General features: G+C 62.7%; 20 protein-coding genes and 1 pseudogene. 18 read left to right on the forward strand and 3 right to left on the reverse strand.

Annotated elements, in window-relative coordinates; genetic code table 11:
- Nucleotides 1-117 precede the first annotated feature (117 nt).
- From tolQ to ftsH, 9 genes are all read left to right on the forward strand, one after another.
- Complete coding sequence (tolQ, locus tag EN808_RS25785; RefSeq protein WP_015315267.1) at nt 118-828, forward strand: protein TolQ; 711 nt, start codon at nt 118-120, stop codon at nt 826-828.
- Nucleotides 829-839: 11 nt separating this feature from the next.
- The gene (gene tolR, locus EN808_RS25790) at nt 840-1,292 is read left to right on the forward strand and encodes a protein TolR (RefSeq protein WP_027141797.1); all 453 of its coding nucleotides are present in this window, start codon (nt 840-842) and stop codon (nt 1,290-1,292) included.
- A 7-nt stretch (nt 1,293-1,299) separates the two neighbouring features.
- The gene (locus tag EN808_RS25795) at nt 1,300-2,457 is read left to right on the forward strand and encodes a TonB family protein (protein WP_127872130.1); all 1,158 of its coding nucleotides are present in this window, start codon (nt 1,300-1,302) and stop codon (nt 2,455-2,457) included.
- A gap of 40 nt (nt 2,458-2,497) precedes the next feature.
- Complete coding sequence (gene tolB, locus EN808_RS25800; RefSeq protein WP_127872129.1) at nt 2,498-3,808, forward strand: Tol-Pal system beta propeller repeat protein TolB; 1,311 nt, start codon at nt 2,498-2,500, stop codon at nt 3,806-3,808.
- 32 nt (nt 3,809-3,840) lie between these two features.
- The gene (locus EN808_RS25805) at nt 3,841-4,218 is read left to right on the forward strand and encodes a four helix bundle protein (RefSeq protein ID WP_127872128.1); all 378 of its coding nucleotides are present in this window, start codon (nt 3,841-3,843) and stop codon (nt 4,216-4,218) included.
- 257 nt (nt 4,219-4,475) lie between these two features.
- A complete protein-coding gene (pal, locus tag EN808_RS25810; protein ID WP_127279987.1) occupies nt 4,476-4,982 on the forward strand; it encodes a peptidoglycan-associated lipoprotein Pal in 507 nt (168 codons plus the stop codon).
- 179 nt (nt 4,983-5,161) lie between these two features.
- Nucleotides 5,162-6,256 (forward strand): tol-pal system protein YbgF, encoded by a 1,095-nt coding sequence (gene ybgF / locus EN808_RS25815; protein ID WP_135917135.1) that lies wholly within the window; start codon nt 5,162-5,164, stop codon nt 6,254-6,256.
- Nucleotides 6,257-6,310: 54 nt separating this feature from the next.
- On the forward strand, nt 6,311-7,678 hold the full coding sequence (tilS, locus tag EN808_RS25820; protein WP_135917200.1) for a tRNA lysidine(34) synthetase TilS: 1,368 nt from the start codon (nt 6,311-6,313) through the stop codon (nt 7,676-7,678).
- A gap of 122 nt (nt 7,679-7,800) precedes the next feature.
- Entirely contained in the window at nt 7,801-9,729 is a 1,929-nt protein-coding gene (ftsH, locus tag EN808_RS25825; protein WP_127279662.1) for an ATP-dependent zinc metalloprotease FtsH, read from the forward strand.
- 302 nt (nt 9,730-10,031) lie between these two features.
- Here the strand turns inward: ftsH and EN808_RS25830 are convergent, their stop codons facing one another.
- Complete coding sequence (locus EN808_RS25830) at nt 10,032-10,490, reverse strand: hypothetical protein (protein WP_135917136.1); 459 nt, start codon at nt 10,488-10,490, stop codon at nt 10,032-10,034.
- A gap of 237 nt (nt 10,491-10,727) precedes the next feature.
- Entirely contained in the window at nt 10,728-11,567 is an 840-nt protein-coding gene (locus EN808_RS25835) for a hypothetical protein (protein WP_127872124.1), read from the reverse strand.
- A 369-nt stretch (nt 11,568-11,936) separates the two neighbouring features.
- Between EN808_RS25835 and glmM the strand changes: the two genes are divergently transcribed.
- The 8 genes and pseudogenes from glmM to EN808_RS25875 all read left to right on the forward strand — a co-directional run bounded on the left by glmM (nt 11,937) and on the right by EN808_RS25875 (nt 22,585).
- Nucleotides 11,937-13,289 carry a phosphoglucosamine mutase gene (gene glmM / locus EN808_RS25840; protein ID WP_127279665.1) on the forward strand — a complete coding sequence of 451 codons (1,353 nt, stop codon included), beginning with the start codon at nt 11,937-11,939 and terminating at the stop codon, nt 13,287-13,289.
- A 245-nt stretch (nt 13,290-13,534) separates the two neighbouring features.
- Nucleotides 13,535-14,383 (forward strand): outer membrane protein, encoded by an 849-nt coding sequence (locus tag EN808_RS25845; protein ID WP_135917137.1) that lies wholly within the window; start codon nt 13,535-13,537, stop codon nt 14,381-14,383.
- 207 nt (nt 14,384-14,590) lie between these two features.
- On the forward strand, nt 14,591-15,373 hold the full coding sequence (locus EN808_RS25850) for an outer membrane protein (protein WP_135917138.1): 783 nt from the start codon (nt 14,591-14,593) through the stop codon (nt 15,371-15,373).
- Between the two features lie 258 nt (nt 15,374-15,631).
- Nucleotides 15,632-16,807, forward strand: a complete 1,176-nt coding sequence (locus EN808_RS25855; RefSeq protein WP_127279678.1) for a phosphoserine transaminase — start codon at nt 15,632-15,634, stop codon at nt 16,805-16,807.
- Nucleotides 16,808-16,871: 64 nt separating this feature from the next.
- The gene (gene serA / locus EN808_RS25860; RefSeq protein WP_127279677.1) at nt 16,872-18,473 is read left to right on the forward strand and encodes a phosphoglycerate dehydrogenase; all 1,602 of its coding nucleotides are present in this window, start codon (nt 16,872-16,874) and stop codon (nt 18,471-18,473) included.
- A gap of 383 nt (nt 18,474-18,856) precedes the next feature.
- Nucleotides 18,857-19,609, forward strand: a complete 753-nt coding sequence (locus tag EN808_RS25865) for a gluconate 2-dehydrogenase subunit 3 family protein (protein ID WP_189524166.1) — start codon at nt 18,857-18,859, stop codon at nt 19,607-19,609.
- A gap of 2 nt (nt 19,610-19,611) precedes the next feature.
- Nucleotides 19,612-21,377, forward strand: a pseudogene (locus tag EN808_RS25870) (GMC family oxidoreductase).
- Nucleotides 21,374-22,585 carry a cytochrome c gene (locus EN808_RS25875; RefSeq protein WP_135917139.1) on the forward strand — a complete coding sequence of 404 codons (1,212 nt, stop codon included), beginning with the start codon at nt 21,374-21,376 and terminating at the stop codon, nt 22,583-22,585. Before EN808_RS25870 ends, EN808_RS25875 begins: the two are co-directional and overlap by 4 nt.
- A gap of 62 nt (nt 22,586-22,647) precedes the next feature.
- On the opposite strand, the gene EN808_RS25880 is transcribed toward EN808_RS25875, so the two are convergent.
- The gene (locus EN808_RS25880) at nt 22,648-23,547 is read right to left on the reverse strand and encodes a DMT family transporter (protein WP_135917140.1); all 900 of its coding nucleotides are present in this window, start codon (nt 23,545-23,547) and stop codon (nt 22,648-22,650) included.
- A 211-nt stretch (nt 23,548-23,758) separates the two neighbouring features.
- Here EN808_RS25880 and EN808_RS25885 point away from each other — a divergent pair, with 211 nt between their 5' ends.
- Entirely contained in the window at nt 23,759-25,057 is a 1,299-nt protein-coding gene (locus EN808_RS25885; protein WP_127279499.1) for an adenylosuccinate synthase, read from the forward strand.
- Nucleotides 25,058-25,083 lie beyond the last annotated feature (26 nt).

Raw genomic sequence — 25,083 nt, forward strand, 5'->3', positions numbered from 1 at the left:
CCCGAAAAGGCCGCTAACGGCACGGTTTGGGGTGTCCGGTAGCTTCGTGCGAACCGACCACAAGGGATGCCATGGGCCAGCCGCCAGCTTCGCCCGGAAAATCTTAAGGACGTAACGATGGAAAATATCGCACTCGCCGAACCGGGCGCGCAATTGTCGATTTGGGCCTTGTTCATGCAGGCCAGCTGGGTGGTCAAGCTGGTCATGATCGGGCTGCTCTGCGCTTCGGTGTGGACCTGGGCGATCATCGTCGACAAGCTGGTCGCCTATGGCCGCATGCGGCTGGCGCTGAACCGCTTCGAGCAGGTTTTCTGGTCCGGGCAGTCGCTGGAGGAGCTCTACCGCACGCTCGCCGATCGCAAGACGACAGGCATGGGCGCCATTTTCGTCGCCGCCATGCGCGAATGGAAGAAGAGTTTCGAAAAAGGCGCCAAGTCGCCGCTCGGCCTGCAGACCCGCATCGACAAGGCCATGGACCTGGCGCTGACCCGCGAGATGGAGAAGCTGGAGGGGCGCCTCGGCTTCCTCGCCACCACCGGATCCGCGGCACCTTTCATCGGCCTGTTCGGCACCGTCATCGGCATCATGACCTCGTTCCAGGCCATCGCCGGCTCCAAGAACACCAGCCTCGCGGTGGTCGCGCCCGGCATCGCCGAGGCGCTGCTGGCGACGGCCATCGGCCTGCTCGCCGCGATTCCGGCGGTCATCGCCTATAACAAGCTGTCATCGGATGCGAGCAAGATCGCCGTGCGCATGGAGGGGTTCTCGGATGAGTTCTCCGCCATACTCTCGCGCCAAATCGATGAAAAAGTCGCGCCTAAGGCCTGAGGAGTAACGAGATGGGTATGTCCGTAGGCATGGGAGGGCGCGGCGGGCGCGGCCACCGGCGGCGCGGCCGTCACCATGCGCTGATGTCGGAGATCAACGTCACGCCGATGGTCGACGTGATGCTGGTGCTCTTGATCATCTTCATGGTCGCGGCACCGATGCTGACGGTCGGCGTGCCGATCGACCTGCCGGACACCCAGGCCAAGGCGATGAATGCCGACACCCAGCCGATCACCGTCTCGATCGATGCGACCGGGAAGATTTTCCTGCAGGAAACCGAGATTCCGATCGAGGAGCTGGTGGCCAAACTGCAGGCTATCTCGAAGACCGGTTATGAAGAGCGCATCTTCATCCGTGGCGACAAGTCGACCGACTATGGCACGGCCATGAAGGTCATGGCTCGCATCTCGGCCGCTGGCTACAAGAACATCGGCCTGGTTTCACTGCAGGAACAGGATCAATAGACTCACGATGAGGACCGGCCTCACCACATCGGTGATCTTGCATACGGCGGTGCTGGCCTTCGGCCTGTTCACCCTGTCGGCGCCGGCCGCGCTTCCGTCCGCCGACGTGGAGTCGGTCGCGGTCGACATCGTGCCGATGGAAGCCATCGCGCAGACGCTGCAGGGCGACAAGAAGGCCGTGATGCATGAAAAGCCGGCGCCGCTGCCGACGCAGCGTCCCGATATCGTACCCAACGCGCAGAAGGTCGGCGAAAACAGCGTCGACACCGACAAGCCGATAACGCCGGAAGCCAAACCAAAACCCGTCGACACGACCTCGGCGCCGCCACCCGCGCCGACCCCGAAGGAAATCCCGAAGACCGAGGACGTTCCGAAGCCGCAGGAAAAGCCCAAGCCCACTCCGGCGACGGAAGTGGCGCCAGCGCCGACGCCCAAGGAAGAGGTGAAGCCCGAGCCGGTCAAGCAGACCGAGCCCAAGCCGACGCCGGCCAAGCCGGCGCCGACCCCGCCGCCGCAGGACAAGACAGCCGCTATCGATCCGACGCCCGAGGTCAAGCCCGACGCCGTCGCCGAGGCCATAGCGAAGGACCCGCCAACCGAAGAGACGCAATTGCCGAATTCGGCGCCCGCGCCGGAAGCGCGGCCAAAGCCGCAGCCGGCACAGGCCGAAAGCGCCAAGGCGCCGGAACGCAAGGATGCCGACAAGCCGGTCAAGGAAGCCTCGTCCAAGCCGAAGTCCGACGACAAGCAGTTCAACGCCAATGAGATTTCGGCCTTGCTCGACAAGCAGAAGCCGTCCGGCGGTGGTGCCAAGCGCTCGACCCAGCAGGCGTCGCTCGGTGGCGACAAGGATCAGGGCCAGAAGCTGTCGAAGTCGGAGCAGGGCGCCCTGGAAAGCCAGTTGGGCGGTTGCTGGACATTGCCGGCCGGGCTTGAAGGTTCGGAGAATTTCGTCGTCGTGGTCCGCTTCAACCTGGACAATTCGGGCAAGCTCGACGGCCGCCCGTCCGTCGAAAAGTCGAGCGGCAACCGGCAATTTGACGAAAGCGCGGTGCGCGCGGTTCAGAAATGCGACGTGGCCGGCCTGCAGGTTCCCGCCGGCAAACAGGACATCTGGAACGACATCCGGGTCACCTTCGATCCAAGGGAAATGCTTGGCCTCTAGGCCGGGCGTCCACCCAATCAAAGAAGAGAAGCGAGAAGATATGCGATCTTTCCTCAAGCCGCTCCTGACGATTGCAGCGATGGCGCTGGGCATGACGGCCGTCGTTCCGATGCCTGCGTGGGCGCTGGTCGAACTCAACGTCAACAAGGGCAATGTCGAGCCGCTGCCGATCGCCATCACGGATTTCCAGGGTGGCGATGCGCTTGGCGCTCAGATCTCACAGATCGTCACCGCCGATTTGAAGCGCTCCGGCCTGTTCGCGCCGATCGACAAGAGCGCCTTCATCGAGAAGATCGCCAATCCGGACGCAACCCCCCGCTTCGACGACTGGAAGGTGATCAACGCGCAAGCGCTGGTCACCGGAAGCGTCAGCAAGGAAGCAGACGGCCGCATCCGCGCCCAGTACCGGCTGTGGGATACATTCGCGGGCCAGCAGATGGCCGGCGAGCAGTTCTTCGCCAACGACGCCAATCAGCGCCGCGTCGCTCATATCATCGCCGATGCCATCTATGAGCGGCTGACCGGCGAGAAGGGCTATTTCGACACGCGCGTCGTCTTCATCGACGAGTCCGGCGCCAAGAACGCGCGCAAGAAGCGTCTCGCCATCATGGACCAGGACGGCGCCAACATCCGCTACCTCTCGGATGGGCGGTCGATCGTGCTGACGCCGCGCTTCTCGCCGAACCGGCAGGAAATCACCTACATGTCCTATGAGAGCGGCCAGCCGCGGGTCTATCTCTTGCAGATCGAGACCGGGCAGCGCGAACTGGTCGGCAATTTTCCCGGCATGACGTTCGCGCCGCGCTTCTCGCCCGACGGCCAGAAGGTGATCATGAGCCTGCTGCGCGACGACGGCAATTCCAACATCTTCGCCATGGACCTGCGCAGCCGTTCGACCACGCGTCTGACCAACTCGACCGCCATCGACACCTCGCCCTCCTATTCGCCCGACGGCAGCAAGGTGGTGTTCACCTCCGACCGTGGCGGCCGCGCGCAGATCTACGTCATGGGCGCCGATGGCTCCGGCCAGACCCGCATCTCCTTCGGCGACGGCGTCTATTCGACGCCGGTGTGGTCGCCGCGCGGCGACCTCATCGCCTTCACCAAGCAGAGCGGCGGCGAATTTCAGATCGGCGTCATGAAAACCGACGGCTCTGGCGAGCGCATCCTGTCGTCCGGCTTCCAGCAGGAAGGCCCGACCTGGGCGCCGAACGGCCGCGTGCTGATGTTCTTCCGCGACTCCAATGGCGGCCCGAAGCTGGTTTCCGTCGATCTCACCGGCCGCAACGAGCAGCCGATCCCGACCGCGAATTTTGCTTCTGATCCGGCCTGGTCACCGCTGCTGGAATAATACGGGAATTGGCGAATTGAAGAATTGAAGAGATGGAGAAAGCAGAAGGCTACGTAAAGCGAGCAAAGGATCTGGAGGTCTACAAGCGCGCTTACATGGTCTCTCTTACGGTTCACAAGGCCACGCTCGCTTTCCCCAAAATAGAGCAATACGCGCTGGCCGATCAGCTGCGGCGTTCCAGCAAAGGGATTTGCGCCAATCTGGCCGAGGGGTTTGCCAAACAGACCCACTCCAAAGCCGAATTCGCCCGGTTCGTTTCGATGGCCATGGGATCGTGCAGTGAAGTCGAGACGTGGATTTCATACGCATTCGACCTCGAATACATCTCACAGGCGCAACGGGACGAGTGGCTACAATCGTATGCCCATGTGTACGGAATGCTGGTGAACCTCAGAGAGAAGTTAAGGTGAACATCCTTCTTCAATTCTCCAGTTCTCCAACTCTTCAATTCCCCTTACATTCCCCCTTTTCCACGCCTTCGTCGCGTTTTGGCCGCATTTCCGCCTAGGGTCCGCGCCAACTGTGGCTTACGACAAACGGCTGCGGACGGGCGGCCTAAACCAAATTTTAACCGTGTTTCTTGAATGCCGGTTAACCCAAACGTGGTTACTGGGTGATCAACGAAATCACTCGAAACACGATCACTCGAATACGAAGGAGAGGCGGCATGGGCCGTATCGCAGCACTTACCAGAAACCCGGTCATGATCGCGCTGGTGGCGATGCTCGCCGTCGCCGGTTGCGCCTCGAAGAAGACGCCGAACAACGCGGCCGATCTTGGTCTCAACGGCGCAGGTGCAGCAACACCCGGCTCGGCGCAGGACTTCACCGTCAACATCGGCGACCGCATCTTCTTCGATACGGACTCGACCTCGATCCGGGCCGACGCGCAGACGACGCTTTCGCGCCAGGCGCAGTGGCTGAACCAGTACAAGCAGTATGCCATCGTCGTCGAAGGCCATGCCGACGAACGCGGAACGCGCGAATACAATCTGGCGCTCGGTGCCCGTCGTGCCGCCGCCACCCGCGACTTCCTGGTTTCCAAGGGCGTTTCGGCCAGCCGCCTCAAGACGATTTCCTACGGCAAGGAACGTCCGGTCGCCGTGTGCGATGACATCTCCTGCTGGTCGCAGAATCGCCGGGCCGTCACCACGCTCAGCGGCGCCGGTTCCTGATCGGCAAAAATACAACACACCTCTGCGAAAGGCGGCCTCCCGGCCGCCTTTTTCATATCCTGGGGCCCGAAACAAAATTTGGCCGAAGTCTCGCGCCCTGCTATGAGCCGAGGGCGCTTGGCTGGTCTCACATCGATTGGAAGGCGCGAACAAGCTAACGATTGGACGGCGAGAGGCACATGCATTTGAGATCGGTTCTGAGCGGCACGCTTGCGCTGCTGCTCCTATCAGGCGTAACCGCTTTGGCGAGCGGTTCGGGGCAATCAACCGAGAGCGGGTTTTCGTTCCATCTGCCGACACTTGAGTTGCCCAGCCTTTTCGGTGAGAAGAAAAAGCAGGATCAAGTCCAGCTCGCGCAGTCGAGCGGCGTCGGCGTGACCGGGCTCGAGGACCAACTGCGGCAGCTGACCGGCAAGGTCGAGGAACTCAATTTCCAGATCTTGCAGATGCAGGAGCAGATCCGCAAACAGCAGGAAGACAACGAGTTCCGCTTCCAGCAGCTGGAAGGCGGCTCGCAAGGCGGACAACCGCCGGCGCAGAAGAAATCAGATGCCACCACCGGAACCAACACCGACGTGGCCTCGGCCCCGGCAACCCAGGCGCCGGCTGGTGCCGGCGCCGCGCCCGGCGGCGATCAATCCACAGGCGGCAAGACGGTCGAGGACGTCATCGTCGAATCGCCCGACGGTGACCCCGGCAAGCTGATCCCCGGCAAGGGAGCGCCCGAAAAGACTTTTGGGTCCATCACCGTCGACAAGAACGGCAATGTGATCGATGCCGGCGGCAGCACGCAGGCAACCGCGCCGGCACAGGACACCGCACCTGCCGCCAGCGCACCTGCCAAGGCTGGCAAGTCCGGCGGCACGCAGGTCGCGGCGCTGCCCGCCACCAACAATCCCGAAGAGCTCTACCGCAACTCCTACCAGTTCATCCTGTCGGGCGACTACGGCACCGCCGAACAGGGTTTCCGCGACCATATCTCCCGCTTCCCCAAAGACGCCAAGACGGCGGACGCGCATTACTGGCTGGGGGAATCGCTGCTTGGCCAGCAGAAATACCGCGATGCGGCGGAAGTCTTCCTCGCTGCCAGCAAGGACTATCCCAAGGCCAAGAAGGCACCCGACATGCTGTTGAAGCTCGGTGTGTCGCTGGTCGGCCTCAAGCAGCATGATGTCGCCTGCGCCACCTTCAGCGAGGTCGGCAAGCGCTATCCCGATATTTCCAGCACACTCAAGGAACGCGTCAAGCAGGAGAAGGCCCTGGCTGCGTGCTGATCTTTCCCGGGGATGTCGCAGTCCCAAACCGGGGACTTTTGGACGAATGCATTGATGCTCGACACCGGGCCTGAGTTTTCGACGAGACTTTTTTCGCATATCGATTTTACCAACGGCGCCGTTGCGGCCGTATCAGGCGGCAGCGACTCGATCGCGCTCCTTCTTCTTCTCAAACAGCATCTCGACAAAACCGCGCCGTCCACGAGGCTGCTCTCGATCACGGTCGATCACGGCTTGCGGCGGGGTTCGGCTGGTGAGGCGCAGGCCGTGGCGCAGCTTTGCGCGGATCGCGGCATCGTCCACCGCATCCTGGCCTGGTCCGGAGAAAAACCGTCGACCGGCCTGCCTGCGGCAGCGCGCGAGGCGCGCTACCGGCTGCTCGCCAGCGCCGCCCGGGCGGAGGGCATCGGCCTGATCGTGACCGGACATACATCGGACGACCAGGCCGAGACGGTGCTGATGCGGCGCGATCGCAACGATGCGGGCCGCGATGAAGGACGGGGCCTTGCCGGGATGGCGCCCGCCACCTTGCATGACTGGCGCGACTGGATCGTGCGACCGCTTCTTGGCGTCCGGCGCTCTGCGCTACGCGATTTCCTGCGCCGCCAACAGGTCGGCTGGGCCGAGGACCCGACCAATGCCGATGAAGCCTTCGAGCGGCCGCGCATGCGCGCGGCCCTTGCCGGGGAGGCCGGCGCACAGCGCATGAACGACGCGCTGGCGTTGGCGGCACAGGCGGCCGGCGCCCGCATGCGGCTTGGCGCCAAGGCCGCCTCTCTGGTCGAGCGCTTTGCCAGCCGGCCGGCGACGGGTCTCGTCCGGCTCGACCCGGCCCTGCTCAGCGCCGGCGACGACCAGGCGGCCGTCTACGCGCTGCGCATTCTCCTGGCGACGACAGGCGGGATTGCCTTCCTGCCGGACCAGGCTCGCAGCGAGGCGTTGTTCGCCCGGCTGAAGGCGGGGCTTCTTTGCGCCACATTGTCGCGGACGGTGATCGACTTCCGGCGCGCCGGCATCTTCCTGCGCCGGGAAATGCGGGGCTTGCCGGCGGCAGCGGCAACGGTCGACGCCACCATCTGGGATGGCCGCCGCCAAATCACATTGCACGACGCCAGCGGCGCATTGTTGATCGCCCCATTCGGGGCGTTGGCGGCGAAGCGGCTGGCTGTAGGCCGGGGCGAAACCCCGCCAAGCCTGATGCGCGCGGCATTGGCGGCTGAACCAGGCCTGCTGCAAGCCGTCGAAAAGGCCGGTTCGGCGCCTGATTGGCCGACATCGCAAGGGTTTGCGGCCTCGCCATTCGTTGCTCCCTTCGCCCGCTTCCTGCCGTCCTTCGATCTGGCCCCGGCGCGCGCCGTCGCCGGGTTGATCGGCGCGGCGCCGTTTCCCGCCTTGCCATTCGCCGGCCACAGTGCCGGTTGATGCTGCGCGAAAGCTTAACCCAGACATGCTGTTCTGCTTGGCAAGGGGGGACGCTCTCCCTATGTTAGGCCCAAGTTTCCTCTCATGATGCTGTCCGCTCGCGGACACCAACGGGACAATTGATGAATCCGAACTATCGCAACCTCGCGCTCTGGGCGATCATAGCGGTCCTGCTCATCGCCCTCTTCAATCTGTTCCAGACGCCGCAGACGCGCGGGGCTTCGAGCGATGTGCCTTATTCGCAGTTCCTGCAGGATGTCGCGGCCGGCCGGGTCAAGACGGTGACCATCGCGGGTGCCCGCATCACCGGCACCTACACCGACAATTCCAGCGGCTTCCAGACCTATTCGCCCGGCGATCCCCAACTGGTCTCGCGGCTGCAGGACAAGAACGTCACCATCAATGCGCGGCCCGAGACCGACGGTTCCAATTCGCTGTTCGGCTACCTGATCTCGTGGCTGCCGATGATCCTCATCCTCGGCGTGTGGATATTCTTCATGCGCCAGATGCAGTCCGGCTCCGGGCGCGCCATGGGCTTCGGCAAGTCGAAGGCCAAGCTCCTGACCGAGGCGCATGGCCGCGTCACCTTCCAGGACGTCGCCGGCGTCGACGAAGCCAAGGAAGATCTTGAAGAGATCGTCGAGTTCCTGCGCGATCCGCAGAAGTTCCAGCGCCTCGGCGGCAAGATTCCGCGAGGCGTGCTGCTGGTCGGTCCTCCCGGCACCGGCAAGACTCTGCTCGCCCGCTCGGTCGCCGGCGAAGCCAACGTGCCGTTCTTCACGATCTCCGGTTCGGATTTCGTCGAGATGTTCGTCGGCGTCGGCGCCAGCCGCGTCCGTGACATGTTCGATCAGGCCAAGAAGAATGCGCCCTGCATCATCTTCATCGACGAAATCGACGCCGTCGGCCGCCATCGCGGTGCCGGTCTCGGCGGCGGCAATGACGAGCGCGAGCAGACGCTGAACCAGTTGCTGGTCGAGATGGACGGCTTCGAATCCAACGAAAGCATCATCCTGATCGCCGCCACCAACCGGCCCGACGTGCTCGATCCGGCGTTGCTGCGTCCCGGCCGTTTCGACCGCCAGGTGGTGGTGCCCAACCCCGACATCGTCGGCCGCGAGAAGATCCTCAAGGTGCATGTGCGCAACGTGCCGCTGGCGCCCAATGTCGACCTCAAGGTCGTCGCTCGTGGTACGCCCGGCTTCTCCGGCGCCGACCTGATGAACCTTGTCAACGAATCCGCGCTGATGGCCGCGCGGCGCAACAAGCGCCTCGTCACCATGGCCGAGTTCGAGGACGCCAAGGACAAGATCATGATGGGCGCCGAGCGCCGCTCGTCGGCCATGACCCAGGCCGAGAAGGAGCTGACCGCCTATCACGAGGCCGGCCACGCCATCCTGGCGCTCAACGTGCCGTCGGCCGATCCGCTGCACAAGGCGACCATCATCCCGCGCGGCCGCGCGCTTGGCATGGTCATGCAGTTGCCGGAAGGCGACCGCTACTCCATGAGCTACAAATACATGGTCTCGCGCCTCGCCATCATGATGGGCGGCCGCGTCGCCGAGGAGTTCAAGTTCGGCAAGGAGAACATCACGTCGGGTGCCTCCTCCGACATCGAGCAGGCGACCAAGCTGGCGCGCGCCATGGTCACGCGCTGGGGCTTCTCCGACAAGCTCGGCCATGTCGCCTATGGCGACAACCAGGAAGAGGTCTTCCTTGGCCATTCGGTGGCGCGCACGCAAAACATCTCGGAAGAGACGGCGCAGATCATCGATGCGGAAGTGCGCCGGCTGATCGACGACGCCTATTCGACGGCGAAGTCGGTGCTGACCAAGAAGAAGAAGGAATGGATCGCGCTGGCGCAAGGCCTGCTCGAATACGAGACACTGTCCGGCGAGGAGATCAAGCAGTTGATCGCAGGGCAGAAGCCCTCGCGCGACCTTGGCGACGACACACCGCCGAGCCGTGGCTCGGCCGTTCCGAAGTCCGGAGGCCGCCGCAAGAAGGGTCCCGAGCCCGAAGGCGGCATGGAGCCGCAACCGCAGGGCTAGAGCGGTTCAGCGTTTGATAGAATCGCTAACCCGCTCTAACTCTTTGTTTTCACGCAATTCCGGACGGAAAGCCGTTACGCACTTTCCTGGAAATTGCTCCAGAACTCAAGGGGCGTGCCGGACGTACATTGGAGCGTCACCCCTCGGGCTGTCCCGATGACCTGCAAACGCAGTTGGCGGTTTCCAACTCATACCCGGCGCCCAGATGTCGCCCGACAGCAGATCCTCGGGACAAGCCCGAGGATCACGGCTCAACGTCTGCGTGAAAAACTGTGAACCGCTTTATCCGCCGTATTCGACTTTTATGATTCAGCTTTCAGCCGCGCATTGCAAAGGCTGTAATAACCGCCGCCCTTCTGGATCCAGCGAAGGCCGTTCAACGTACCCGCCTCCTTGTTGCCGTGGTAACCCTGCAGGCAGGTCTTCATCCTCGCCTTCGCGGGCTTTTCGGTCTTGAACTCGGCGGCGAGGGTGGTCGGGAATGTCACGCCCACCGGCGCTACAGTTGGGGCGACCGCCGCGCTGGTTTCCTTTTTCGGCTGCGGCGTGGTTTCGACCGTATCCGCGCTGACACTCTCGGCGGCGGACGTCGCGCATTTCTCTTTGCGGAAAGCGGCCCAGTCCATGCCGTTCAGAGTGCCGCCTTCCTTGGCTGTCCGATAATTCTCGCCGCATTCCTTCATCGTCAGTGCGCTTGCAGGGGCGACGCTCCAAGCAACAAATGCGGTCGCAGCCAATACCGCCAATTTCAAACTGTGCATAAGACCCTCCTGGTTGATAATAAGCTTGACGTCCTTTTGTATACGTTTTGTTCTTTGTATGTTCAACCAGAATCTTTGCGGATTATCGATGAGCCTGGCGGGGGCAGTGTAGGCGAATTGATGATGCCGGCAGCCCCCGCGACATGCGTGCAAAGCCGCAGGCGTCTTCGCGCGCAACAAAAAGGCCCGCGCATCTTGCGATGCGCGGGCCTTTGTTTGGAGACTATGGCTACGCGATCAGCCCTTCAGCTTGGCATTGCAGAGGCTGTAGAAGCCGCCGCCCTTCTGGATCCACTTCAGGCCGCCGAGCGCGTTGGCGTCCTTGAGGACATAGTACTGGTCGAGGCAGGTATGCATGCGGCCCTTTCCGGGAGTTTCGCTGGCATACTTCGCCGAGATCGCGGACGGGAAGGTGACGCCCTTGGGCGCAACCGTCGTCGGCTTTGCCGGCTCCTTGGTGTAAGTGGCCTCGCTCGGGGCGGGCACGGTGTCGTCGTCGGACGCGCTGGCGCCGCATTCAGCCTTGCGGAAGTCGTTCCACTTCATGCCCTTCAGGGTGTTCGCCGTCTTGGCGGCCTGGTACTTGGTGCTGCATTCTGCCATGCTCAGACCCTTGCCAGAAGCAGCGGCCGGAGCTGCCGCCGCCTTGGTGGTCGCCGGTTTGGTGTCGGCGGCAGCGGATGCACCAGCGGCACATTCAGCCTTGCGGAAGTCGTTCCACTTCATGCCGTTCAGCGTGCCGGCGGCCTTGGCCGCCTGGTACTTGGTGCTGCATTCCTTGGCGGTCAGGCCCTTGGCCGTGCTGTCGGCAGCCGCGGCCGCAGCCTTGGTGGTCTTGGCCGGCTTGGTTTCAGTCGCCTTGGTGGTGGCAGCCTTGGTATCGGTGGTGGCCGCGGCGTCGGTACCGCATTGCGCCTTGCGGAACTGGTTCCAGGTCGCCCCCGCAAGCGTCCCCGCGTCCTTGGCGGCGTTATACTTCGTGCTGCACTCGGCCATCGTCAGCGCGTTGGCTGGCGCGGCCAGGAACAACGTCGCGACCGCGAGGCCGGTGAGAGTGGCAATTCGGTGGATGAGCATAGCGTTTCTCCGTGGCTGAAGCCCATTATACGTCCCAGCGAATCAATAACGCTCAACGGTCGGTTGCGCCAGATGCCAGGTGGCTTATATATCGCCGGAAATCGCCTTCTAACGACAAGGTGATGAAATCATTTGAACTTACGGCCGCCGAGCTAAGAATTCTCGGGGTGCATCCGCGCTCGATGGCTCGCAAAACTGGTATATTGTGGCGCAACGGTGGCTCGGTAACAGGACGCCACCAGGTTGTGTGCAGTGCACAACAATGATTTTCTAAGGATTGGTAACATATAATCACACAATGTGATCGGGGCACGACGGCCAATTGTGGCATGACGTGCCGGCTAAGGACAATCAGGGATACTGGCTAGCATGGCAGGGAATTACTTCGGCACGGACGGCATTCGCGGGCGCGCCAACAAGTTTCCGATGACCGCGGAAATCGCCATGCGGGTCGGCATGGCCGCTGGCCTTTCGTTCCAGCGCGGCAGCCATCGCCATCGTGTCGTGCTCGGCAAGGACACCAGGCTTTCCGGCTACATGATCGAGAACGCGATGGTGGCCGGCCTTTGCGCCGCCGGCATGGACGTGTTCCTGCTCGGCCCGATCCCGACGCCGGCGGTGGCCATGCTGGTGCGTTCGCTGCGCGCCGATATCGGCGTCATGATCTCGGCTTCGCACAATCCCTATTACGACAACGGCATCAAGCTGTTCGGCCCGGACGGCTACAAGCTCTCCGACGAGATCGAAGAACGCATTGAGAGCATGCTCGACAAGGACATCGAACTGGCGCTCGCCGATTCCGACGGGCTTGGCCGCGCCAAGCGCGTCGATGGCGTGCACGACCGCTACATCGAATTCGCCAAGCGCACCTTGCCGCGCTCGATGTCGCTTTCGGGTCTCAGGATCGTCGTCGACTGCGCCAATGGCGCGGCCTACAAGGTGGCGCCAGAGGCGCTGTGGGAGCTTGGCGCCGAGGTCGTGGCCATCAATGTCGAGCCCAACGGCTTCAACATCAACAGGGAATGCGGTTCGACCCATCCGGCCGGGCTGCAGAAGAAGGTGCATGAAGTGCGCGCCGACATCGGCATCGCGCTCGACGGCGATGCCGACCGCGTCGTCATCGTCGACGAGAACGGGGCCATCGTCGACGGCGACCAGATCATGGCGCTGATTGCCGAATCCTGGCACCAGAGCGGGCGGCTGGCCGGCGGTGGCGTCGTTTCGACCGTCATGTCCAATCTCGGCCTTGAACGCTTTCTCGGCGACATGAAGCTGCAATTGCACCGCACCAAGGTCGGCGACCGCTATGTCGTGGAGCATATGCGCGCGCATGGGCTCAATGTCGGCGGCGAGCAGTCGGGTCACATCGTGCTGTCCGACTTTTCGACCACCGGCGACGGTCTGGTCTCGGCGCTGCAGGTGCTGGCCTGCATCAAGCGGCAGGGCCGCCCGGTCAGCGAACTGTCGAAGAAGTTCGAACCGGTGCCGCAACTGTTGAAGAACGTTCGCATCGCCGGCGGCAAGCCGCTGGAGGAAGCCCTGGTCAAGGCCGCGATCGAAGACGCCCGTCACCGTCTCGGCAAGGCCGGGCGGCTGGTCATCCGCCCATCCGGCACCGAGCCGCTGATCCGTGTCATGGCCGAGGGCGACGATCCGCAACTGGTCGAGGCCGTCGTCAACGACATCGTCGGGGTCATCTCGGAAACCCGCAGCGCCGCCTGACATTCGCCCGCCGGAAGGCGCCGCCGCCTTGCTTGCATCGAAGCCCGCCCCGCCGGCGGGCTTTTTGTTGGCCGGAGAACCGGTTCATTCTGTCGAAATCATCGCCAGATCTCCTGGATTTTAGAGATTCGTGGTTAATCGACAAGGTTAAACGCCTTTTAACTTTTGCAATTCATTATCCACGCCTGAAAGCCAATTTCATTCGGACACGATCGCCGTTCCGAGGGTTTCTAGGGGTGACAAGCATGTTCAATACAGCAAGAAAGGCACTGTTCGCGCTGCTGTTCGCGGGCTTGGCCTGGCCGGTACTCGCAGCTGATCTGCCTGAGCCGCAGGTCGAAGAAGCGCCACCGCCGGTCTATGAGCCTGTCGATGTCGGCGGATGGTATATCCGCGGCGACCTCGACTATCACAAGTCGAAGGTGGGTGACATCGACTACATCACCTATGGGGCCGCGCCTTGCCCGTGCGGACCTCCCGTCGGGGTCGCTGGCAGCAAGAGCTTCGACTACGGCAAGCTCAAGGGCGGCTTCTCGCTCGGCGGCGGCGTCGGCTACAAGATCAATGAACACTTCCGCACCGACCTGACCGCCGATTATTGGTTCAAGTCGAACTTCAACGGCGCCACCTCGGATCTCACCACGACCTCCACCGAAGTGTCGAAGATGAGCGCCTTGCTGCTGCTGGCCAATGCGTATGTCGATATTGGCACCTGGCATGGCATCACGCCCTATGTCGGCGCCGGCATCGGCGGTGCGCGCGTCAAGTGGGATACTGTCTACGATCCGAACACGACCGAGTCCAACCCCGGAACATCCAGCTGGCGCTTCGCCTACGCGGTCATGGCCGGCGCCTCCTACTGTCTGACCGACAAAGTCATCCTCGATGCTGGCTACCGTTTCTCCCATATTCAGGGCGGTCGCATGTTCGAGTATGGTCCAAGCGGCGCCACGCCGGGCGCCGGGCCGGGCTTCGATCACGGCTTCAACACCAACGAAGTGCGCGGTGGCTTGCGCTATCAGTTTGGCGGTAACAACGGGTGCAGCGTACCGGTTGCCTATCAGCCCGAACCCGAGCCGATCTACACCAAGTAATCGTCTAGAAGTTCCAAGAATTCGTCGACCGCCCGGCATCAGCCGGGCGGTTTTCGTTTGAGATGATCCGGGGTGAGTCCGTTCGAAATCAATTAGCTAACGCTCTGTTAGCCTTAACCGGCACTTAACCACTATGGTTAACAATGCTCCTTGAAACGATGGCTGCCTGCGAGATCGCAGGTGTCGCCAAATCGGGAGTCGGGGACCATGACACTCATATCGCGTATTGCGTTGGCGCTTGCCGGATTTGGCCTCTTGCCACTGACATCGGCATTCGCCGCCGATTACGATCCGCCGGTCTATGTCGACCAGGCGCCGGACTATGTGCCGGTCGAGGTCGGCTCCGGATGGTATCTGCGCGGCGACGTCTCCTATCTGGTGCAAAAGAGCTTCAAAAACGGGGATTTCACCTTCCCGTCGGCGATCAACAACGAAAACTTTAGCGAGAGCAACAAAGCGGCCTTCGCGAGCATCGGTTTCGGCTATCATTTCACCGACTATCTGCGCGCCGATCTCAACCTCGGCTATTTGCCCGGTAACGACGTCAGCTTCAGCTATGACGATTCAGCGGTCGTCACGCTGCCGACATTGTCGACCCAGGGATCGGGATCGCTGAAGAACTATGCCTTCTCAGGGATACTCAATGGCTATGTCGATCTCGGCACATATGTCGGAATCACGCCCTATCTCGGCGCCGGCATCGGTGTTGTCCGCAGCAGGCACACGCTTTCGGCGACTTACACGGATAACAATGTCCCCGCCAACAGTTTCAACCTGCAGGACAACAAGACACAGTATTCCTTCGCCTATACGTTGAATGCCGGCCTTGCCTATCAGGTTTCCAAGAACGTTTCCGTCGATCTCGGTTATCAGTATTTCTCGGCCCCCGACGCCGAATATGTGACGGCCGAAAGCCTGACCTCCTTCCCGGTCCACAAGGGAATCAGCAATCACCAGGTCAAGCTGGGGCTGCGCTACGATCTCTGGTAGGTCCCGGACAGATCAGCATTTCGGCGGCGGATCCCTGCGGTCCGCCGTCTGCATTCGAATCACGCGATCCTGATCACGGACATTCTTGTTTGATGCATGTCGTCGACCCAAAACCGCCGGGCACTTTTGGACGACATGCATTTGGTATCCCGGCAGCGACAAAAACTTTCCTCTTGACGCCCGAGGCTTGAACGCATATCGCCGTCCGTGGGCCACCCCTCCCCAACGAGGGGCCACTATCTGGAAGGATAGACCACGATGACGACGCATACGAAGCCCGGATTCCGTCCGGTAAATCCCAATTTTTCCTCAGGTCCCTGCGCAAAACGTCCCGGCTGGTCGGTCGAGGCGCTGAAATCCGCTGCGCTCGGCCGCTCCCACCGCGCCAAGATCGGCAAGACCAAGCTCGAACAGGCGATCGAGCTGACGCGCGAAATCCTGCAAGTTCCGGCGGACTATCGCATCGGCATCGTGCCGGCATCGGACACTGGTGCCGTCGAGATGGCGCTGTGGTCGCTGCTCGGCGAACGCGGCGTCGACATGGTCGCCTGGGAAAGCTTTGGCTCCGGCTGGGTGACCGACGTGGTCAAGCAGTTGAAGCTCGCCGATGTGCGCAAGATCGAGGCCGGCTACGGCGAATTGCCGGATCTGGCCAAGATCGATTTCGACCGCGACGTTGTCTTCACCTGGAACGGCACCACGTCGGGCGTGCGCGTGCCCAACGGTGATTTCATCCCAGCCGATCGCAAGGGCCTGACCATCTGCGACGCGACGTCGGCCGCCTTCGCGCAAAGGCTGGACTTCGAGAAGCTCGATGTCGTGACCTTCTCCTGGCAGAAGGTGCTGGGCGGCGAGGGCGCGCATGGCATGCTGATCCTGTCGCCACGTGCCGTCGCGCGGCTGGAGAGCTACAAGCCTTCATGGCCGTTGCCGAAAATCTTCCGCCTGACCTCGGGCGGCAAGCTGATCGAAGGCATCTTCAAGGGCGAAACCATCAACACGCCATCGATGCTTTGCGTCGAGGACTATCTCGATGCGTTGAACTGGGCGAAGTCGATCGGTGGCCTCGATGCGCTGATTGCCAGGGCGGATGCCAATGCCGCCGTGCTCGACCGGTTCGTGGAAAGCTCATCCTGGCTCGGTCATCTCGCCGTCGCGCCGGCGACACGCTCGAACACGTCGGTCTGTCTGTCCTTCAGCGATCCGGATATCGCGGCGCTCGACGCTGACGGGCAGGCGGCGTTCGCCAAGGGGCTTGTCTCGACGCTCGACAAGGAAGGCGTCGCCTACGACATCGGTTCCTACCGCGATGCCCCACCGGGATTGCGCATCTGGTGCGGCGCAACCGTCGAGACCTCCGATCTCGAAGCGCTGCTGCCCTGGCTCGACTGGGCCTTTGCCAGCCAGAAGGCGTCGCTGAAAGCGGCTGCCTGAGGTACTCCGCGGCGGCCCGAGGGCCGCCCGTTCCCGGATCAATCTCATTTTCAAGGAGGCCGCCATGGCGCCCCGCGTTCTCGTTTCCGACAAACTCTCTCCTACCGCCGTGCAGATCTTCAAGGATCGCGGCGTCGAGGTCGACTATCTGCCCGACCTCGGCAAGGACAAGGAAAAGCTGCTTGAAGTGATCGGCCAGTACGACGGCCTCGCCATCCGCTCGGCGACCAAGGTCACCGAGAAGCTGATCAACGCCGCCACCAATCTCAAGGTCATCGGCCGCGCCGGCATCGGCGTCGACAATGTCGATATCCCGGCGGCAAGCCGCAAAGGTATCATCGTGATGAATACGCCCTTCGGCAATTCGATCACGACGGCCGAACACGCCGTGGCGATGATCTTCGCGCTCGCCCGCCAGATACCGGAAGCCAACGCTTCGACCCATGCCGGTAGATGGGAGAAGAACCGTTTCATGGGCGTCGAGATCACCGGCAAGACGCTCGGCGTCATCGGCTGCGGCAACATCGGTTCGATCGTCGCCACACGCGGCGTCGGGCTGAAGATGCATGTCGTCGCCTTCGACCCGTTCCTGTCGGACAAGCGGGCCGAGGAACTCGGCGTCGACAAGGTGGAACTGGACGAACTCTTCGCCCGTGCGGACTTCATCACGCTGCACACGCCGCTGACCGACAAGACCCGCAACATCATCGATGCGGCCGCCATCGCCAAGATGAAGAACGGCGTGCGCATCATAAACTGCGCCCGTGGCGGGCTGGTGGTCGAAGCCGACCTCGTCGCGGCGCTGAAGAGCGGCAAAGTGGCGGGCGCCGGTATCGACGTGTTCGAGGTCGAACCGGCGGAGCAGAATACGCTGTTCGGCATGGAGAACGTGGTGGCGACGCCGCATCTCGGCGCCTCGACGGCGGAAGCGCAGGAGAATGTCGCGCTGCAGGTCGCCGAGCAGATGGCCGACTACCTGATCAAGGGTGCAGTCTCCAACGCCATAAACATGCCGTCGATCACGGCGGAAGAGGCGCCACGGCTGAAGCCGTTCGTCAAGCTCGCCGAAGTGCTCGGCGCCTTCGTCGGCCAGGTGACCGAGGATCCGATCACCGAGGTCGAGATCCTGTTCGACGGCTCGACCGCGACGATGAACACGCGCGCGCTGATCAGCGCTGCCCTGGCCGGGCTGATCAGGCCGCAGGTCGCCGACGTCAACATGGTCTCGGCGCCGATCATGGTGAAAGAGCGCGGCATCATCGTCGCCGAGGTCAAGCGCGACAAATCGGGCGTCTTCGACGGCTATATCAAGCTGACGGTCAAGACCGAGCACAGGACCCGCTCGATCGCCGGCACCTGCTTCTCCGACGGCAAGCCGCGCTTCATCCAGATCAAGGGCATCAACCTCGACGCCGAGGTCGGCCAGCACATGCTCTACACGACCAATGCCGACGCGCCCGGCATCATCGGCCTGCTCGGTACTGTCTGTGGCGAGAATGGCGTCAACATCGCCAACTTCCAGCTTGGCCGCAATCGGCCGGGGGGCGACGCCATCGCCCTGCTCTATCTCGACGCGCCGTTCCCGGAAAAGGTGCTGGAGCAGGTGCGGGGCCACAAGTCGATCGACTCGGCAAAGCGCCTCCAGTTCGACGTGGGCGGGTTCTAGTCGATCCCTCCGCACCCTCAGGGTGATAAGCAAAACCATTACGACGCCCCGTTTGCCGGCATGCATGCGGGGCGTTGCCGTGACCGCTGGAGTGGCCTGGCGGATTGGGCCGTTGCCGGCGGTAGCACGCTTTGGAAACCCGCCTGATGATACGCCCGTTGCTTCAAGCTGCTACAAGGATATCCTCTTTAGCCATCAGTACATTAGCGCATTCCGATAAGAAGATGACTGGCCTAATCTAACGATTTTGTGATCTGCTTGACGATCCCGGTTTCTTTCCGCAGGCTGACACCAAGTGATTGGCATGACTTAAACTTAACTGATTTTGTCATGATTTTGCGCGCCCCTTTCGGCGCGCCTCTATTGTTGTCGGGGTGCCTTCGATGGATCGTCACAATACTGTCGGACTGAGCCGCCGTCTTTTTCTGTCTTCGGTTGCGATGTTTACGGTAACGGCAACATCGGCAAGCTTTGCCCGATCCTTGTCGGGCTCGCTGCCTTGGGCGCCGCTGTCGTCCGATCCGCCGATGCAGGTCGTGTCCGGCGGCTGGCAGTTCTTCACGCCGCAGGAAGCCGCGCTCGTCGAGGCCATCGTCGACCGCCTTGTCCCCGCCGACGATCTCTCGATGGGCGGCAAGGAGGCCGGCTGCGCTGTCTATATAGACCGTCAGTTGACGGGCGCGTTCGGAACGTCGAGCCGGCTCTACACAAAAGGACCGTTCCTGCCGGGGTTGCCCACGCAAGGTTACCAGGGCGAAGCCAATCCCGCCCAGCGTTACCGCATCGGCCTTGCCGCCATCGACGCTTTCCTGAAACAGCGCGACGGCAAGACATTCGCCGAGCTCCAGCCGGCGGACCAGGATGCATTCCTGACCGCCATGGAAGCTGGAAAGGTTGACTTGCCAAACGGCGTCAAGGGTCCTGGTTTCTTCGGGCTTCTGCTGCAGAACACGATGGAAGGGTTCTTTGCCGATCCGGTCTATGGCGGCAACAAGGACATGGTCTCGTGGCGCATGCTTGGTTTCCCCGGCGCGCGCTATGACTACCGGGACCACGTCAGCAAGCACAATCAGCCCTATCCGCGGCCGCCCGTCTCCATCGAGGGCAGCCCGGAATGGCTCGTGAAAAGGAGCTGACCATGACGACGATACTGCCTCGCAAGGATGTCGTGATCGTCGGCCTCGGCTGGACAGGGTCCATCCTTGCGCATGAACTCACCGATCAGGGCCTGGACGTTCTGGCCATCGAGCGTGGTCCCTGGCGCGATACGGCAACCGATTTCAACATCGGCTACGCACAGGACGAGTTGCGCTACAGCGTGCGGCGCGACCTGTTCCTGCAGCCTGCCGTGGAAACGCTGACCATGCGCAACGACCCGTCGCAGACGGCGCTGCCGATGCGCGATTTCGGCTCGTTCCTGCCAGGCAACGGTGTCGGTGGCGCCGGGGTGCACTGGAACGGCCACACCTGGCGGTTCTGGGATTCGGATTTTCAGATCAAGACCAACCTGACCAAGAGGTATGGCGCGGCACGGATCGCCGATCTCCAGGTCGAGGACTGGGGCGTGACCGGCGCCGAGATGGAGCCTTATTACGACCAGTTCGAATATCTGGCGGGCATCTCGGGCAAAGCCGGCAACATCAAGGGGCAGCTACAGGAAGGCGGCAATCCGTTCGAGGATCCGAGGTCGCGGGACTATCCGAACCCGCCGATGGAGATGACCTACGCGCCGACCCTGTTCGCCAATGCCGGCCGGTCCATGGGATTGCACCCGTTCCCGACACCGTCCGCCAACATGTCGCGGACCTATGTCAATCCGCTCGGCATCACCATGGGCAGTGCACCTATTGCGGATTCTGCGAGCGGTTCGGCTGCGCCAACTATTCCAAATCCAGCGCCCAGACCACCATCCTTCCCGTCCTGATGAAGAAGGCCAATTTCGAGGTCCGGACCGACAGCGAGGTGCTGCATGTCGATCTTGCCGCCGGCGGCAAGTCGGCGCGCGGCGTAACCTATGTCGATACGTCGGGACAGGAATTCTTCCAGCCGGCCGATCTCGTGCTTCTGTGCGCCTACGGCCTGCACAATGCCCGGCTGATGATGCTGTCGGGCATCGGCAGGATCTATGATCCCGCTACCGGCGAGGGCACGGTCGGCCGCAACTACTGCTACCAGACCAACGCCGGCGTGCAGGTGTTCTTCGATGACAAGAACTTCAATCCGTTCATTGCCGCGGGCGCGCTCGGTCAGACGATCGACGACTATAATGGCGACGCCTTCGACCACGGCGGGCTCGATTTCGTCGGCGGCGCGGGCATAAACTGCATCCCCACCAATGGACGTCCCATTGGGACCCGGCCGACGCTGCCGGGCACGCCGAAGTGGGGCAGCGCCTGGAAGAAGGCGACCGTCGCGGGCTACAAAAGCACGCTCGGCTTCTCCTCGCAGGGCAGCAGCTACGCGACACGCACCAACTATCTCGACCTCGACCCGACCTACAAGGATCGCTTCGGCCGGCCGCTTATGCGCATGACCTTCGATTTTCCGGACAACGATATCAGGATGTCGAATTACCTCTGCGACCGGATGGAGGAAATTGCCAAGACGCTTGGCGGCAAGCAATACAATGTAGGCCGTCGCAAAAAGGGCTGGGACAGCGTCCCATATCAAAGCACCCACAATACTGGCGGCGCCATCATGGGAACCGACCCGAAGAAGAGCGCGGTCAACACCTTCCTGCAAAGCTGGGATGTGACCAACGTCTTCGTCATCGGCGCGTCGGCCTTTCCGCAGAATGCCGGCAAGAATCCGACCGGAACGGTCGGCGCGCTCGCCTACCGCGCCGCTGACGGCATCCGCAATCATTATCTTCGCAATCCCGGCGCCCCGTTGGTGCAGGCATGAGGACGCTCGCTGCCGGCGCCGGCGCGGCCCTGCTGGCGATCACGCCTGCACCTGCCGCCGATCAGGCCGACCAGATCATCCGCGGCCAATACCAGGCGGTGCTCGGCGATTGCGCGGGCTGTCATACGAGGCCGGGGGGCAAGCCGCTGGCCGGCGGCCTGCCGCTCGAAACGCCCTTCGGCGCACTGGTGCCGCCCAACATCACGCCCGACCACGAGACGGGCATCGGCAATTGGTCGGAGATCGATTTCCGCAACATGATGAAGACGGGCGTCGGCCACGATGGCGTGCGGCTCTATCCCGCCATGCCGTATCCCGCCTATACCAGGATGACCGAGCAGGACATCTCCGACCTGTGGGCCTACATGACCACGGTCGAGCCGGTCGCGAACAAGGTCGAGGCGAACCAGTTGCCGTTCCCGTTGAACATCCGGCTGGCGATGTGGGGCTGGAATCTCCTGAACTTCAGCGAGGCGAGCTTCCAGGCCGATCCCTCCAAGTCGGCGGAGTGGAATCGCGGCGCCTATATCGTCCAGGGGGCCGGGCACTGCGGGACCTGCCATACGCCCAAATCCTTCCTGGGCGCCGATCAGGACTCCAGCTTCCTGCAAGGGGCGTCGCTGCAGGGCTGGTTCGCCCCCGACATCACCAACAATGCTCAATCCGGCCTTGGCAAATGGTCGCAAGAGGATGTGGTCGCTTACCTCAAGACCGGCGTCAACGCGCATTCGATCGCGTCCGGTCCGATGGCCGAGGCGATCGAGAACTCGACCTCCAAAATGACGGATCCCGACCTAAAGGCCGTGGCCGTCTATCTCAAGAACCTGGGGTCGGACACCGGCAGTGCGCAGGCGCCCAAGCCCGACGAAGCGCGGATGGTGGCGGGCGAGGCGATCTACCGTGACAATTGTTCGGCCTGCCATGGCGGCGACGGCGCCGGGGCCGGCGCGTTGTTCCCCACCCTCATCGGCAATTCCATCGTCGCGCAGGGCAATCCCGAGACGCTTGCGCGCGTCGTTCTTGCCGGAAGCCAGGCGGTGCACACGACTGGTGCTCCGACCACGCCTTCGATGCCCTCGCTGGCATGGCGGCTGAAGGACCAGGAAATCGCCGACGTGCTGACCTATGTGCGCGGCAGCTGGGGCAATTCCGCGCCGGCGGTCTCGTCCGACGATATCGCGGCGGTGCGCAAGGAATTGGTGCCGTAGCCTGCATTCCGGGCTGGATTTCGATATCGTTGCGAAAGCCGAACGATTGACTGACGGCGGCTCTATCGGCGGTTCAGCATCGTCTTTCGTCCGCTGTATTCGGCGAGCCAGATGCCGCCCAGAACGAGGACCAGCGCCAGCGCCTGATAGAGCTGGAAAGTCTCGCCGACGATCAGCACCGAAAGCAGCGTGCCGAAGATCGGCACCAGATTGATGAACAGGCCGGCGCGGTTGGCGCCGATCAGCTCGTTGCCCCTGATATAGGTAATCTGCGAGATCACCGAAGCGCCGATCGCCGTATAGACGATGACAGCCCAGCCGCGCGCATCGGGCACGATCACCTTGCCGGCGGCGGCCTCCCACAGGAAAAAGGGCAACGAGGTGATGAGTGCCGCGAACGACATGGCCAGCATCAGGCTTTGCCAGCGCATCGCCGGCTTCAGCCGCAACCCGACCGAATAGCCGCTGTAGAGAACGACCGCGACCAGCATGATGGCGTCGCCGAAATTGAGTTCCAGCGTCAGCAGCCGGCGTGGATCGCCATGGCAGGCCGTCAGGATGACGCCGAAGATGGTCAGCACCACGCCGGCGATCTGCGCCCAGTTCACGCGCAGGCGGAAGAAAACGAAATTGGCTGTCATGATCAGGATCGGCATCGCCGCCTGCTCGATAGAGACATTGATTGCCGTGGTGTAATTGAGCGCGGTGTAGAAAATGGTGTTGAACAGGGTGAAGCCGCTGGCGCCCAGCGCCGCCAGCACGATCCAGTGCCTGCGCACGACAGGCCAATCCTCCTGGATCGTGCGCCAGCCGATCGGCAGTAGGATTGCCACGGCCAGCATCCAGCGCAGGAAGACCAGCGTCATCGGCGAGACGTGGTCGACCGCCAGCTTGCCGGCCACCGAATTGCCGCCCCACAGCAAGGTGGTGAGCAGCAGGAACATGTAGGCGCTTCGATGCATCGCGGGCTTCCGGCCGCAGGATGAGTTGCGGTGTTTGCCGGCCTATTGCCCCCGTCAGTCCAAGTAAATGATGTCAAAGCCGAAAATTGTTGTGCCTCAGGGCATTTTCGGCGGCAAAGAAAGGTCGCACTCGCGAGGTCTTGACGCTATAGAGGCCTGTCGTTTCGAACCATATCCAAGCCGCGCGGCGGCGTCTCAAGGGAAAAGAAACATGGCCAATGTGGTGGTCGTCGGCTCGCAGTGGGGCGACGAAGGCAAGGGCAAGATCGTCGACTGGCTGTCGGAGCGCGCCGATGTCGTCGTGCGTTTCCAGGGCGGCCACAATGCCGGCCACACGCTGGTCGTCGACGGCAAGGTCTACAAGCTGTCGCTGCTGCCTTCCGGCGTCGTGCGGGAAGGCAAGCTGTCCATCATCGGCAATGGCGTGGTCTTCGATCCGCATGCTTTCGTCGCCGAAGTGGAGAAACTGAAGGGCCAAGGCGTGGACGTGACGCCGGATCGCCTGAAAATAGCCGAAAACACGGCGCTTATCCTGTCCGTACACCGGGAGCTGGACGGATTCCGCGAGGATGCCGCTTCGAATTCCGGAACGAAGATTGGCACGACCCGGCGCGGGATCGGCCCCGCCTACGAGGACAAGGTGGGCCGCCGCGCGGTTCGGGTGATGGATCTGGCGGATTTGGAAACTTTGCCTCTGAAGGTCGACAGGCTGCTGACGCACCACAATGCGCTGCGTCGCGGGCTCGGCCATGGCGAAGTCACGCATGACGCGATCATGCAGGAATTGACCTCGGTCGCGAACGACATCCTCCCCTACATGGACCGCGTCTGGAAGGTGCTCGACGACAAGCGCCGCGCCGGCGAGCGCATCCTGTTCGAGGGCGCGCAAGGCACGCTGCTCGACATCGACCACGGCACCTATCCGTTCGTCACCTCGTCCAACACGGTCGCCGGACAGGCGGCCGCCGGCTCCGGCGTCGGTCCGGGCGCCATCGGCTACGTGCTCGGCATCACCAAGGCCTACACCACGCGGGTCGGCGAAGGTCCGTTCCCGACCGAGCAGAAGAACGAGATCGGCGAGTTCCTCGGCACGCGCGGCCATGAATTCGGTGTCGTCACCGGGCGCAAGCGCCGCTGCGGCTGGTTCGACGCGGTGCTGGTGCGCCAGGCGGTTGCCGTCAACGGCATCAAGGGCATCGCGCTGACCAAGCTCGACGTGCTCGACGGGCTGGACGAGATCAAGGTCTGTACCGGCTACAGGCTCGACGGCGAGACGATCGACTATCTGCCGGCAAGCCAGGGCGCGCAGGCCCGCGTGGAACCCATCTACGAAACGCTGGAAGGCTGGAAAGGCACCACCGCCGGCGCGCGCAGCTGGAACGATCTACCGGCCCAGGCGGTCAAATATGTCCGGTACATAGAGGAGTTGATCGGCGCGCCGGTCGCACTCCTCTCCACCAGCCCGGAACGGGACGACACGATACTTGTGACCGATCCGTTTCAAGACTAGTTTCTGAAGCCTTTCCGGGCATCGCG

Origin of the sequence: Mesorhizobium sp. M8A.F.Ca.ET.165.01.1.1 (assembly GCF_004792065.1) — a bacterium.
In the GTDB taxonomy this organism is placed as follows: domain Bacteria; phylum Pseudomonadota; class Alphaproteobacteria; order Rhizobiales; family Rhizobiaceae; genus Mesorhizobium.